Origin of the sequence: Vibrio sp. 1874 (genome assembly GCF_033344395.1) — a bacterium.
GTDB classification, from domain to species: domain Bacteria; phylum Pseudomonadota; class Gammaproteobacteria; order Enterobacterales; family Vibrionaceae; genus Vibrio; species Vibrio alginolyticus.
Map to the genome: position 1 here is coordinate 277766 of NZ_JAWPOR010000001.1, position 12869 is coordinate 290634.

Annotated in this window: 12 protein-coding genes and 1 riboswitch; of the genes, 4 read left to right on the forward strand and 8 right to left on the reverse strand. The window is 43.2% G+C overall.

Annotated features, from left to right (window positions below; genetic code table 11):
* Window positions 1-182 precede the first annotated feature (182 nt).
* Window positions 183-1073: a LysR family transcriptional regulator gene (locus tag R8N46_RS01240; RefSeq protein WP_115386833.1), complete on the reverse strand. Its 891-nt coding sequence runs from the start codon at window positions 1071-1073 to the stop codon at window positions 183-185.
* 109 nt (window positions 1074-1182) lie between these two features.
* Between R8N46_RS01240 and R8N46_RS01245 the strand changes: the two genes are divergently transcribed.
* Together R8N46_RS01245 and R8N46_RS01250 are read left to right on the forward strand one after the other, a co-directional pair.
* Window positions 1183-1491 carry a monooxygenase gene (locus R8N46_RS01245; RefSeq protein WP_213972101.1) on the forward strand — a complete coding sequence of 103 codons (309 nt, stop codon included), beginning with the start codon at window positions 1183-1185 and terminating at the stop codon, window positions 1489-1491.
* A 7-nt stretch (window positions 1492-1498) separates the two neighbouring features.
* Window positions 1499-1870, forward strand: a complete 372-nt coding sequence (locus R8N46_RS01250) for a hypothetical protein (RefSeq protein ID WP_017634450.1) — start codon at window positions 1499-1501, stop codon at window positions 1868-1870.
* Between the two features lie 65 nt (window positions 1871-1935).
* Here R8N46_RS01250 and R8N46_RS01255 read toward each other — a convergent pair whose 3' ends face one another.
* The 4 genes from R8N46_RS01255 to nfsA all read right to left on the reverse strand — a co-directional run bounded on the left by R8N46_RS01255 (window position 1936) and on the right by nfsA (window position 6897).
* On the reverse strand, window positions 1936-4095 hold the full coding sequence (locus R8N46_RS01255) for a polysaccharide biosynthesis tyrosine autokinase (RefSeq protein WP_115386832.1): 2160 nt from the start codon (window positions 4093-4095) through the stop codon (window positions 1936-1938).
* Window positions 4096-4124: 29 nt separating this feature from the next.
* Window positions 4125-4565: a low molecular weight protein-tyrosine-phosphatase gene (locus R8N46_RS01260; RefSeq protein ID WP_053303899.1), complete on the reverse strand. Its 441-nt coding sequence runs from the start codon at window positions 4563-4565 to the stop codon at window positions 4125-4127.
* Between the two features lie 69 nt (window positions 4566-4634).
* The gene (locus R8N46_RS01265; RefSeq protein WP_017634447.1) at window positions 4635-5756 is read right to left on the reverse strand and encodes a polysaccharide export protein; all 1122 of its coding nucleotides are present in this window, start codon (window positions 5754-5756) and stop codon (window positions 4635-4637) included.
* A gap of 418 nt (window positions 5757-6174) precedes the next feature.
* Window positions 6175-6897, reverse strand: coding sequence for an oxygen-insensitive NADPH nitroreductase (gene nfsA, locus R8N46_RS01270; RefSeq protein WP_053303898.1), 723 nt, complete (start codon window positions 6895-6897; stop codon window positions 6175-6177).
* A 194-nt stretch (window positions 6898-7091) separates the two neighbouring features.
* Between nfsA and R8N46_RS01275 the strand changes: the two genes are divergently transcribed.
* The gene (locus R8N46_RS01275; RefSeq protein ID WP_005374889.1) at window positions 7092-7733 is read left to right on the forward strand and encodes a MarC family protein; all 642 of its coding nucleotides are present in this window, start codon (window positions 7092-7094) and stop codon (window positions 7731-7733) included.
* A gap of 190 nt (window positions 7734-7923) precedes the next feature.
* Complete coding sequence (locus R8N46_RS01280) at window positions 7924-8796, forward strand: patatin family protein (protein ID WP_017634445.1); 873 nt, start codon at window positions 7924-7926, stop codon at window positions 8794-8796.
* Window positions 8797-8849: 53 nt separating this feature from the next.
* Here R8N46_RS01280 and gbpA read toward each other — a convergent pair whose 3' ends face one another.
* The 3 genes from gbpA to R8N46_RS01295 form a co-directional block, all read right to left on the reverse strand.
* Window positions 8850-10313: an N-acetylglucosamine-binding protein GbpA gene (gene gbpA / locus R8N46_RS01285; RefSeq protein ID WP_213972102.1), complete on the reverse strand. Its 1464-nt coding sequence runs from the start codon at window positions 10311-10313 to the stop codon at window positions 8850-8852.
* Window positions 10314-10411: 98 nt separating this feature from the next.
* Window positions 10412-10512, reverse strand: a riboswitch (cyclic di-GMP riboswitch).
* Between the two features lie 268 nt (window positions 10513-10780).
* Window positions 10781-11281: a fasciclin domain-containing protein gene (locus R8N46_RS01290; protein WP_062730898.1), complete on the reverse strand. Its 501-nt coding sequence runs from the start codon at window positions 11279-11281 to the stop codon at window positions 10781-10783.
* Between the two features lie 80 nt (window positions 11282-11361).
* Complete coding sequence (locus tag R8N46_RS01295) at window positions 11362-12843, reverse strand: cryptochrome/deoxyribodipyrimidine photo-lyase family protein (RefSeq protein WP_213972103.1); 1482 nt, start codon at window positions 12841-12843, stop codon at window positions 11362-11364.
* Window positions 12844-12869 lie beyond the last annotated feature (26 nt).

A 12869-nucleotide genomic window follows, 5' to 3' on the forward strand; every position in this document is an offset into this window, starting at 1 on the left:
CCGTGAACCGAGTTCTTTCCGCGAGTGTTGGGTGCTTTAGGCATGAGCAGAGTGATAGTAGGTGGTCGCTATCCTTCGTGCAACCTTTTGTGAGAGTGTAGCGTCACAAAATGGCCGTTTCTCTATATTTAGGGAGAATCAATAGCCGATAACACTAGCGATTCAACTCAATACCACTGTTGCTAGACTCGAGTTTCTACACTTTTGAGTAAAGTACGATAAAGCGCTTGAGTCGCAGGACCACTTTTGGCTCCTTTGGGCAAAGTGAGGTGTAGCGCAACTTGATATTGATGGGAGTGTTCGAGCTCCAATACTTTAATTTTATCGCTCTTTCGGGCTGAGACTAAGTGCGCTGGTAGCCGACAAAACCCAACGCCTTGCTCTACGGCGTGAAAAGCGTGGTCGAAGTTATCGACGGTAATACGCTGACGTGCGCGTAACCAACCCACATCTCTTTTCGTTTTGTCTGAATCACCTAAGTCACGGATGACAATTTGGCTGGTGGTTGCAAAATCGTCGATGGAAACATGCGGCTTTTTAGCGAGTGGATGGTGTGCTGCGATTACAGGCAGCATGGTTGTTACGCCAAATGCTTCGGCAGGGTAGTTGGTTATCGGTAAGTTGATGATTGCGATGTCAGCGAGCTCATTTACGACCATTTCGGTTGTTTTGCTCAGTGACGTTTCAACCACTTGAACGGAGGTTGTGTTGTTGTCCTCCAAAAATTGACTGAGTGGTGCATAAAGCCAACAAGGGTCACAAAGATGATCTACTGCGACCGTGATTTGAGATTCCACCCCACTTTTTAACTGCTCGCTGATGACTTCTAGTTCCCGCGCTTGTTCAAGCATGGATTGTGCACGACGCAGTATGGTTTTGCCGTGCTCTGTCAAACCCGCTTTGCGCCCTCGTACTTCGATAAGTTGAATACCAAGTTGGTCTTCTAACTTCCTCACCGAGTAGATCAATGTGGTATGGCTCTTGTTGAGCAGTAAAGCTGCGGATTGAATGCTGCCTTCTTGATTAATCGCTTGTAGCGTTTGCCATTGTTCTAAGGTCGTTTTTAGTCTCATGAGTCAATTTTTTAGACAGTTAATGGCGAAATTATGAACTTTTCTGTCAGTTTTATAAAGGTAATAATCTTGTCATCGAAAACGAGTCAATAAGAAGAGGAGACTCAAGATGGCGAAATTATTGCAAGTTGATTTTGAATTTTATGGTCCGTTTGGTGACGAGATGTCGAATGCTCTGGTCGACTTAGCTAAGTCGATTAACCAAGAGCCGGGCATGATTTGGAAAATCTGGACGGAAAGCGAAAAAGACAAACTCGGTGGTGGTATCTATCTTTTTGAAGATGAAGCCACGGCGCAAGCTTATCTCGAAATGCATGCCGCACGCTTACGAAAAATGGGCGTAGTCGAAGTACGAGGTCAAATTTTCGATATCAATGTGCCGTTAACGACGCTCAATCAAGGGCCTATTAGAGGATAAGGAGATGATGACCAACCGCACTTTTCTAACCGTTCATGGTGTCGTATATACGGTATTCGCTTTTGCGTTGTTTTTTGTACCAACCATAATGTGGCCGATGTATGGAGTACAAATTAACGACCAGTACGCGCTGTTTTTATCGCAGCATACTTCGATCTTTTTAGGTGGAATCGCAGCGGTGAGTTTGATGTTACGTAATGTGGAATCAGGGCATACTGCGAAACAGCTGTTTAAAGCATTATTGATTACTAATGGCTTAGGGGCAGTGATTACTACCTATGCCGGCATTATCGGAGTATTTGTCGGTTTTGGTTGGAGTGACCCAATATTCTTTGTCTTGCTTAGTTTGATTACGTACAAGCAATTAAGAGTGCAATAGAAAAAGCCCTGCTGTTTCTAGCAGGGCTTTGTCATATTTGGTTTAATTAGCGATCTAAATTCAAGTTATGATTCGCTTTTGTACGCGTAGTTATAGTAGCCGTATCCATAGCCGTATGAGTTAGATGCTTTTTTCTCAACTGCATTGAGAATCACACCTTTAACTTCAACGCCTGATTGCTCGAAGCGACCTTGCGCGACTTCAATCTCCTTCAAAGTCGTTTGATCAAAACGAGCGACCATCAGAGTTGTTCCTGCAAGCGCGCCAACAATGCTTGGGTCGGTAACTGCGAGTACAGGCGGCGTATCGATGATGACTAGATCGTATTGTGCAGACATCTCGTCAACAAAGCTCTTGAAGCGAGGGTGCATAAGAAGTTCTGACGGATTTGGTGGTACTTGGCCGCGAGTAACCACATCCAAGTTTTCAACTTGACTTGGCTTGATTGCGGTTGCTCGATCAATTTTTCCACTTAGTAAGTCAGATAACCCTTGCTCTGCTGTGAGGCCAAAACATTGCTGTAAATAACCTTTTCGCATGTCAGCATCCACCAAAAGGACTTTTTGACCCGTTTTAGCCGCAACTGCAGCAAAGTTAGTTGATACGAACGTCTTACCTATGGAAGGCGCTGGGCCTGAAATCATTAAGACATTGTTTTTGGCTTCCAACATTGCGAAGTGTAAGCTGGTTCGAAGTCCACGTAGTGCTTCAATTGATAGATCTGCTGGATTGGCATTTGCTAAAAGAAGTAAGTCTTTGTTGTTTTTACGTTTTAGCTTGTTCGCAACTTCCAATTGTTGTGCTGATTTTGGAACACTTGCATATACAGATATTCCAGTTTGCTCAATTTCATCAGGAGAAGTCACTCCACGATGAAACGCGGTTTTTACCAGAACAAATGCGACAGCTACCATGCCTCCTAGAAGAGTAGCCAAAACTACAATCAAAGGTTTTTTCGGTTTAATAGGAATTGCGTAAGATTGTGCGTTGTCAATAATACGCACATTACCTACGGTGCCAGCTTTTATGATATTTAGCTCTTGAACTTTATTCAAAAGTTGGATGTAGATTTGCTGGTTTACTTCGACATCACGAGTCATACGCAAGACTTCGCGCTGTGTTTTTGGCAGTTTTTGAACTTGTTTGTTAAGACGCTCTTTCTCTTGTAGTAATGTCTGACGTTTGTCTAACAGCGATTTATAAGCTGGGTGGTCTTGGGTGAATTTTTGACTGATTTCACTTTCTTTAAATGTTAGCTCATTAAGTTGGGCTTCAAGTGCCACCATCACTTTTAGAGTAGATTGTGCTTCGAGATTTAAATCGATAGATTCGTTTTCTTGTCTAAAACTGTTCAATGTATCTTCTGAAATAGTTAGCTTGTCCTTAATCTCGGGTAAATGACCTTTAAGGAAGTTGAGGCTCTGCTCAGCTTCAGCTGAGTTTCTTCTAACATTCTGCAAAAAATAGTTTTGAACAACATCATTTAAAACAAGCTGACTGTGGTCTGGGTATTCACCTTCAATACTTAGAGATACAATACCTGTTTGGCTACCTCTCTCTGAAATAGAAAGTTGTGAGGCTAACTTGTTGATAGCATCTAACTTGCTTATTTTACTTATTGTAAAAGTATCTTCATTTTGAGCATTGAGCTGGTTCACTTTTACACGATAGCCATTCATCTCAATTAGTTGACCAACTGAACCAGAAAGTACCATTTGGTCTTCAAGCATCAAGCTGAATTGACCTTTCTCGATGTCTGTAGCAATCAGTTGATGAGATAATCCTTTAGCCGTTCGAGGTACTTCAAACGTGGTCAAAGAAATGTAGTTTTGAGTACCGTTGATTCGTGCTAGACCTTTACCAACAAAAGGTAAGTAATCAGGAGTGGCAATGGTTGTTAAGTTAAACTTATCAACGGTATCGCCAAGAATCATTCTCGATTTAATTATTTCAATCTCTGTAGTTGCAGATGATTCGGCAGAAAAGAGTTCTCCCATGTCACCGACCATCGCCGAAATACCACCTGAACTTTTCTTTTCGATTTGTATTAACGCGTCGGCTTTGTAAATCGGAGTTGATAGCAACGCGACCGCGATACCTAATGTTGCAAAAAAGAGTGTAATACTGATGATAAACCATTTCGCGTCTATCAATATGCCGAAGAGCTTGCCTAGGTCGATCTCATCATCAGCAAGAGCAGATGGTTGTATTGTTTGGTTAGCCATTATTTTTTATTTCGCCAAGTGATCTGAATTTATATTTTTTTTGCCCATGCATGAGCAGCATTTTCAATCAGAGATAATGCATGCTCAAAGGCTTCTCTACTCTGTCTGTATGGATCTGGAATATCCACGGAACCTATCCAGTGACCAAATAACATTGTTTTACCTCTAGCCTCTGGTACCAGCTCCGTCAAAGCATCGATATGACCTTGTTCCATCACCAATATTAGGTCTTGTTTTGCGCACAACTTAGCGGTTAGCTGCTGCGCTTTGTGGTCTAGCAGGTAGATACCACGTTCTGACGCGACAAGTCTGGCGGTTTCATCTGCTGGCTTTCCGGTTAGGCGACTTTTTTCTACGGCAATACCCGCCGAAGAAATCTGTTTATCTGGGAGTAGTTGCTGTAGTAACCGCTCTCCTGTGGGAGAGCGACAAATATTACCTACACACACGACAAGAATGTTCGAAAACATGTTTTGCTCCTTATAGACAACGTTTGAATGACTTGTTTATGTTCAAACAAGCCCTTCAGAATGCTTTTTCTATGGCCAAGTCCTGACTCGAAGGACGCCTTCTGTAAGTTCATTGAAGCCTGAGATGGTAGGTACTAGTTGTGCAATAACGCGATTCCAACGACTGATAGGCGCCGCAGTGACATAAACGATGTCATACGGTTTCAGAGCAAATTCAGTACCAATAACGAGCGCTGCCGCATCGGAGACATCAAGTTGATATATGTCGCCCAGTGAACCTGCGTCTTGTGACCTCCTAATTACGAATACACCTGTCGCATCCGCTGATATCTGATTAATACCGCCAACGTTGCTCAGAGCTTCCGTAAGGCTCATGCCAGCGCGATCTATTTTCAGTAGTTTAGGATCGTTAACTTCACCCATAACGAAAACCTTTTGTGAATCATTTCTTGGCACATGGATGATATCACCTGGTTGAAGTAGCCTATTTTCAGTGAGGTCGCCTTCTTGCATCAGCGCATAAAGAGATATGTTTTCAACTATGCCGTTTCTTGTCAGTGTTACATTTTTCCAGTCGGCGTTTTCGGCTAATCCACCTGCACGGTTAATTGCATCTAACAAGGTGAGTGGGATGTTGGTGATTGGTTGTTGTCCAGGATTACTTACTTCACCAGTAATGTAGGATTTTTTCGAACGAAAAGCTGCTACGCTGACATCCACTTGAGGACTTTCTATGTACTTTGCTAATCGGCGAGAAATATCAGCACGAATTTGACGAACGTTTTTACCCGCAACTTCAACAATACCTATATATGGATAGAAGATAGTGCCATCAGCATGTACCCAGTTCCCCGCTTCAGCAGAGCTGCGATAAGAACCAGCAGGAATAGTTAGTTCTGGGTGATCCCAAATAGTAATGTTTAGTATATCTCCAGGGCCAACCTCATACTCATAAGAGCTAAGTTGGCGATCTAGTTCAGGGTTGGATTTGGCTTCTATCCCCAAAATTTTAAGTTGAGATACTTTATCAAGTGTAAGTGGAAAAACATTGAAATCAGAAGTGCGACTAACATTGCTGTCTTCGACGAAGTTTTTTCCATCTGTGGAAAGGTGACTACCGGGTACAGTACATCCAGAAAGAAGTACTGAGGAAAGCACTAAACTAGCTAGCTTTTTATGTTTGAAATTCATGTTTTTTCATTCATCTGACGTAAAGAGCGAGTTGCTGGTAGCAACATTCTTTTCCAGAAAAGACTTCACAACATAACCTTATAAGCACCACCTTCTTCTATTTATAAAGTGCTCAATAAGGGATTGATTGCATCTGGAGGCATGAACTCTAATGAATTTCAATGGTTAGAGCAATAGACAGTAATGCAGCAAGTGTCCAAATAAATATCGTATTTTTATGTTTTCACTTACAAGATTTCATATTGCGGATAAAAAACTTGTTCAATTAGCTCAAATTTTGTTTATTAGCTCTATATGTAGTGTTTTCTTTCTAAAATACAACCAAGAAAGTCTACCGACTAATTATCTCGTTGTATTAAATAGGATTATTAAAAATGTGACTCATGTCTCTTTTTTGTTTTGTTGTCTTTCGACATGGTCACTTCTTCGCTAACCCCTTCCCATTCAAATACGGAAGGATGTGCGGACGTGATTCGCCAGCCAGTTTACTGGTGACTTCTTGTGACCAAGTACTCTGTTTTTGATTGCTCGAACGGTTTGCATAGTAGTTTTGCATAGTTTGGTCATACGTCTGAATATCATCCAAGCTTAGGTCTTGATACTGATTTTCATGCACCACGACATGCTTAGGTAGGCGAGGTTTTACTTCAGGGGCTTGATCTGGATGACCAAGACACATACCAAATAAAATGGCGGTATTTTTAGGTAAACCTAATAATTCGTCTACTTTTTGGGCATTGTTTCGTAAACCACCAATATACACACCTCCTAGTCCCATCGACTCCGCCGCAAGCAAGCAATTTTGTGCCATGATGCCCGAGTCTACAGCGCCTATTAGCGTTAACTCGGTAAAGTCAGCTTGAACATCTGGGTTGATACTGGCATGGCGCTGGTAATCAATACAAAACACCAAAAACTCAGCCGCGCTTTCAACGTACCCTTGATTTCCGGCATATTGAGCTAATAGCGTGCGTTTTTCTTTGTCGGTCACGCGGATAATTGAAACGACTTGCAACATGCTTGATGAGGATGCCGCAAGGCCGGCTTGAAGAATGGCATCTAATTGTTCACTCTCAATCGGTTGTGAGGTGAATTTTCGAATTGAGCGGTGATTGAGAATTGTTTGAATCGTGCTGTTCATGGTGACTTAACATCCCCTGTTACGTTAAAGGCTGAAGACTCACCTTAGCGACATTTGATGAGTCGGTAAACTATCTCAAAAGAAAAACAATGCTTGGTGCATAAGTGTGAAGACGAATCGAGAATACACCACTCGTTCTGTTTGAGAGCGTATATACTGTTTTTAGAATCAATAATTTAAATGCAGTGGAAAATATGAAAGAACTCATTGTTCATACAGTTACGGTGTTTATGGGCTTCTTTGCCATCATGAACCCTATCGCCAATATTCCCATCTTTTTGAGTTTAACTGCTGATGAAGATAAAGAAACCATCCGTTCCATTGCGCTCCGCTCGGTTTTTATTGCATTTATTATCATCGCGATATTTTCTATTGCCGGTAAGTTAATTTTTGATTTGTTTGGTATCACGCTTTATGCATTGCGAATAACAGGCGGTATTTTGGTGTTTTTGATAGGTTTTAACATGCTTCAAGGTGATTCGACGCATCAAAAAACCAAAGAGAAGGCGTATTCACCAGCTCAGCAACGGGCGGCATTGAGTATTGCAGTGTCTCCACTGGCGATGCCAATATTAGCTGGGCCTGGAACGATTGCTACCGCGATGAACTTTGCGACAGCGGGTGGTTTCGATCAAACCATTATTACTATCGTTTCTTTCGCTGTCCTTTGTGTGATCACCTATGTACTGTTTTTGTTTGGAGACAAATTGGTCAAAGCGGTTGGACCAAGTGCTCTAAATGTTGTGACTAAAATGATGGGCTTAATTCTAGCGGTTATTGGTACTCAAATGTTCATTGATGGCGCGGGCGAAGCCTATAAAACGGTTTTCTCCTAGATTTCTCTTAGACCTTGCCACCTTGGTTAAGCCCGCAATTACATTTCTAACGGGTACGGATTTTTTGAACTTTAGTTTTCATTTTCTAAGAGAGAAATAAATAGACTTCACCTATTTCAATAATAAGAATATTCAATTGTTGTGATTGCACGAATTTCATTACTCTTTTGGCAAGGAGAATGGGGGAAATATGGCAACAAAAGCAATTGTAGTAGAAGGTGGCGCGATGCGAGGCGTCTTCGCAAGCGGAGTGTTAGATGCGTTTTTAGAGCAGAGTTATAAACCGTTTGATTTTGCAATCGGTGTATCTGCTGGTGCATCAAATTTGATTGGGTATTTGACCGACTACCCGCATCGCAGTATTAACGTCATTACTAAGCTGGCCACAAGTAAACGCTTTTTTGACCCGACTCGCTTCGTTAAAGGTGGGGATCTCATCGATGTGAAGTGGTTGTTTGAAGAATCTAATCGCTTGTATCCCGTCGATGAAAATAAACTGTTTAATGGCGTTCCTTTTCTCGCAGCGACAACAAATGTAGATACAGGGCAGGCAGATTACTATCGCGTGACACGTGATAATTTTCACCATGCGATTGAAGCGACAACAGCATTACCGATTGCCTACAAGCATACCCCTTGTTTTTCTGGTGGTTGTTATACCGATGGTGGGGTCGCTGATTCTATCCCAGTGCGTGAGGCTTATCGTCGAGGGGCTCGCGACATAACCGTAGTACTCTCTCACCCACTGAATTATGCCAAAAAGCCAGTTAAGACCACATGGCTGATGAAGAAACTGTTTGCGGAGCACCCCAAAATGGCGGATGCGATGTTAAGACGTGCAGATAACTATAATCAATCATTAGAGTTTATTCGTAACCCTCCACCAGGAACACATGTTAGGGTGATTGCCCCACCAGATAATTTTCATGTTCAGCGCTTATCAATGCGACAATCCGTTTTACTAGAAGGGTATGAAATGGGGCTGATTGAGGGGCGAGCGCATCTCACTAGTTTATCTGGTGTTCATGGTTTAGACCGGGAAAATTGTCATTTTTGCGTTTGATTATAAAAGAGCCTCATAGTGAGGCTCTTTTTACTTAACGTTCGAAGGGTGATTTAGTTGACTTTATCCCAAGCCATCTCCCAGTGTGAACCTATTCCAGGCTCGTAATGGTTTGCGCTTTCTTTCCACTGCATACAGTAACCAGAGTATGGGAAAGGTTTACATTGATAAATGCCCCCGTCGCTGGCAAGCACTTTTGTGCCCGCAGTGTAGCTAGATAGTCCTTCAGGGAAGACAAAATCGTACTCACCAGATGGTGGTGGAGTAACTGACTCTTCTTTTAAGTGAAAGTCGAGTGTTTGCTGATCCACCAAGTTGCCATCTTTGTCCTTAATACGTGTCACGAGCATATGGTGACCCGGCTCTGATTTACTTAAAGCGAGCGATATCGCCTCTACCGAGCCGTCTTTCATTTCGTTTGCCCAACTTGCAAGTGGTTCGCGATGGTGATTGTAAACGGTGAGTTCTGCATTTAAATCGCCTTCAGCAGTTAGTGTCAGATCCAACGTTGTCGGTGTTGACTCAATGATATATTCGTCTGCTAAGCCATCTACTGTGAGTGAGTATTCTGGAACAGGAGTTTCAATATTATAGCCGATCTCTACTCGCTTAAGGCCGCTATTTGCTTGCAGATACACCGGATTAGTACCATAAACAGGAGTGAATTTATCCTCTGCATACTGCCCAGCTTGCAGTTTTGCTTGTTCTTGGTTTAGCTTAGTCGCGAGTGCGTAAGACCAGCTTTTCGCTTGGCCCATTGCTGCATCGGTAATTTCTAGTTCAGTTCTATACGCCACGTTTTCACCTGCTTGATCAAATACGCGCGTATAAACCGAATCCCCAATATTTAAATCCATTGTAGGAATAATTTGACCGCCTTGCTTCCAATCTGGAATTACGGGACTGTCACCATCAAATTTCACATCGATCACGTTATAAAATGAGGCTGCAGTGTCGCCAACATCCCATACTGCCAGGATGACATGGTATCCCTCGCGAGTAGGCACATTACATTGATGGCTTACCTGTTTCGGGGGTTGAACCATATTGCCGTCGACGACACAGAAAGGAGTTAAATCAAAAGAGTCTCGTGATAGTGAAGCGTTTGGGTTCCAATCAGGCTTGGTGATGTAATATTTCCAGTCGCGCGTCACGTGGTTAGCGGTAAATGTCCATTCAAAAGTTTGTGTACCTGCTTGAATAGGGCGTTTTACCCAACGGTCGGCAGTTTGCTCATCAAGGGCAGCTGCTAAAGCGGTTTCGGCACTCGCTATTTTACCATCGCGAGGCCCTGTTTCGGGAAAGCCATCAGGGCCTTCAACGCTTTGCGGTTCATATTGAATCGCACCGCAGTTATTATTTTTTTCGTTAGTATCTGGCGTTGGATACTTACATAGTGCCGAGCGACTTGCAGCGACACCACCATTGGTTTCTGATACATAACCGTGAGCCGCAGTACCTGAGCTAATGCTTGCAAGTGCTAACGCGAGTACGGATTTGGTTGGAAATGATTTCATCACATGTCCTCTGTTATGGCTGACAAACTAGTGTCACACCCCGGCGCATGCTGAGCATAAAGCAACGCTACAGAAATTGGACTTCTGTAACACTGCGTCATGGTAACCCCGCTATCATGAGCATTCTTTTAGATTTTTAAATGCTGACAGACCGGAAGCTTTGCGTCCCACCCTTTCGAATGGTTTGCCGAAATGTGATTGAGCAGCCAAAATTTAGCTTAAGAATTTACATGTGGAAAAGTAAACGTCACTGACATGGAATCCTGTTCTCAAATTGAAAGATAACGATATCTTAACCTCGTCAATATTGTGCAGTGTCGTATTGCAAGGTATTGATTTTAATTTTGTTTTTATCCTTTTTATAGTCATGGTGAATGAGTGGGGGTTGGGGATAAGTGGAGAGGAATCGTGCTAAGGGTGGAAGAAGTTCTGTCTAAAGGGCGGAGTGTACCGCCCTTTGAATGGTGTTATTTCGGCATGATGACAGTATCAATCACGTGAATGACACCGTTTTTAGCTTTCACATCGGTTGCAATGACATTTGCATCGTTAACCATGACTTTATCGCCCATGGTTTTAATCATCACATCTTGCCCCTGAACCGTAGTCGCTTTGTCTAGCTTAACAACATCGGCAGCCATCACTTTCCCTGGGACGACGTGATAAGTCAAAACAGATACTAACTTGTCTTTGTTTTCCGGCATTAAGAGCATGTCGACTGTGCCGTCTGGCAGTTTTGCAAAAGCGTCATCCGTTGGTGCAAAAACAGTAAATGGGCCTTCCCCTTTGAGAGTGTCAACCAAGCCCGCTGCTTTTACCGCAGCAACAAGCGTATTGAAAGAGCCGTTTTCAGCGGCAACGTCGACAATATCGGCTTTCATCATGCCATGCTCATGAGCCTTGACGGGAAGCATAAAAAATAATGTCGCCATCAGTGTCGCCGCGATAACTAAGATACGTTTGAACATAGTGTGTTCCTTACTAGTTGAGGGTACAACGGGTTCCCTGGAGTGTGTTTGCATTTGTACGCATCGTGATTGAAAGATGATCATCGCGTCCTACTTTCTTTTGAGGGCCTAACATGTCGCGCAAGAATTCGTCTGCCTTCTTGTTTCACATCGGCTCGTTTCCGCCACGCCCATAAGCGCTCTCTTGCTGCCTTAGCTGTGTTGTCTGGTGCGATAATAGGTGCAAGGTAACGGCTATCTGGCTGCAACTGATACATGACAGCTTCCATCTGTGTCACTGTCCAGGGCTCGAATAAAAGAGGGGGAGGAACCATTTGTAACTCAGGCACCCACTTGTAGATGAACGTACCGTTAGGATCATGTTCTTGGGCTTGCTTGATCGGATTATAAATACGGATTGTGTTAGTCCCGGTTACTCCTGCTTGCATTTGGAATTGTGGGTAATGAATTCCAGGCTCAAAGTCGAGAAATAGTTGCGCTAAATGCGTTACACCTACTCGCCAATCCATGTTCATGTGGTGAGTAAGAAAGCTAACCAGCATGGCACGCATGCGAAAGTTAATGTAACCAGTGTGGTGCAAACAGCGCATGCAGGCATCAATCAAAGGTACGCCAGTATGCCCGGATTTCCATGCTGCTAACTTTTCTTCATCGAAAGTACTACTTTGTTTAATCAATGGTTCGTAAGCCCGATTAACGCAGTAAAACTCCATGTCGTATTCCGATTCGAATTTTTGGATGAAGTGACAGTGCCAATGAAGCCGTGAAGACAATGCAATTAAGCTGCGACGAAATCCAGCGACTTGCCAGTGTTTCAAAAGGTATTGATAAACTTCACGCAAGGATATGTTACCCCAAGCGAGATATGGAGAAAGTCGAGTACAGGCTGTGCGTGAGGCTGTGGGACTAGAAATGCTTCGATAGTAATCACGACCTCGACGATGGAAAAAGTCCTCTAGTGTTTTCCAAGCGAGCCGGCTTCCTCCCGTTTGCATTCCTTTGCATTTTGATAGCCAGGATGATGGTGGCGAAAACGAACAGCCGAGAGCTTCTGCATCCAATGAATGCAATAAGTCGGTTTGGAGCTCAATAGGGCTTATTGAGGCTCTCATGACAGAGTCCCAATGTTTGTCCCAACCTTGCCGGTTTATTGCACCTCTGATTACAGCACCGTGTTCGAATTCAAACCAGTCGATGTTCTGCTCATACAGCCAAGCGGCAACTTGTCGGTCTCGTTCAAAGGTGCAGTTGAGTCCTATTTCTTGGTGAGAAAAAACAGCGTTGATTTGATATTGCGCTTGAATTGATTGGAAACATGCTAAGGCATCGTCAAACAGCACCGTGATTCGATGCCCATACGCTTTGAGCGTTTCATCCATGTCTTGCAGTGATTGCCAAACAAATCGCCAGTGGCGCTCAGAATAGTGTGGGTTGTTCAATAGCAATGGTTCAACAATATACAAAAGCACAGTTGGGTGCTTTGTTGATAATGCTTGAGTTAGTGGTTGATGGTCAGTCAGCCTTAAATCTCGCTTTAACCACACGACATTGATTGTTTGCATCGGAATCCTCTTTGTTTCCGATGTTG

Bases quoted from the DNA above. Each gene is read 5' to 3' on its own strand.
- R8N46_RS01240 (WP_115386833.1), bottom strand. From the start codon at position 1,073: ATGAGACTAAAAACGACCTTAGAACAATGGCAAACGCTACAAGCGATT.
- R8N46_RS01245 (WP_213972101.1), top strand. From the start codon at position 1,183: ATGGCGAAATTATTGCAAGTTGATTTTGAATTTTATGGTCCGTTTGGT.
- R8N46_RS01250 (WP_017634450.1), top strand. From the start codon at position 1,499: ATGACCAACCGCACTTTTCTAACCGTTCATGGTGTCGTATATACGGTA.
- R8N46_RS01255 (WP_115386832.1), bottom strand. From the start codon at position 4,095: ATGGCTAACCAAACAATACAACCATCTGCTCTTGCTGATGATGAGATC.
- R8N46_RS01260 (WP_053303899.1), bottom strand. From the start codon at position 4,565: ATGTTTTCGAACATTCTTGTCGTGTGTGTAGGTAATATTTGTCGCTCT.
- R8N46_RS01265 (WP_017634447.1), bottom strand. From the start codon at position 5,756: ATGAATTTCAAACATAAAAAGCTAGCTAGTTTAGTGCTTTCCTCAGTA.
- nfsA (WP_053303898.1), bottom strand. From the start codon at position 6,897: ATGAACAGCACGATTCAAACAATTCTCAATCACCGCTCAATTCGAAAA.
- R8N46_RS01275 (WP_005374889.1), top strand. From the start codon at position 7,092: ATGAAAGAACTCATTGTTCATACAGTTACGGTGTTTATGGGCTTCTTT.
- R8N46_RS01280 (WP_017634445.1), top strand. From the start codon at position 7,924: ATGGCAACAAAAGCAATTGTAGTAGAAGGTGGCGCGATGCGAGGCGTC.
- gbpA (WP_213972102.1), bottom strand. From the start codon at position 10,313: ATGAAATCATTTCCAACCAAATCCGTACTCGCGTTAGCACTTGCAAGC.
- R8N46_RS01290 (WP_062730898.1), bottom strand. From the start codon at position 11,281: ATGTTCAAACGTATCTTAGTTATCGCGGCGACACTGATGGCGACATTA.
- R8N46_RS01295 (WP_213972103.1), bottom strand. From the start codon at position 12,843: ATGCAAACAATCAATGTCGTGTGGTTAAAGCGAGATTTAAGGCTGACT.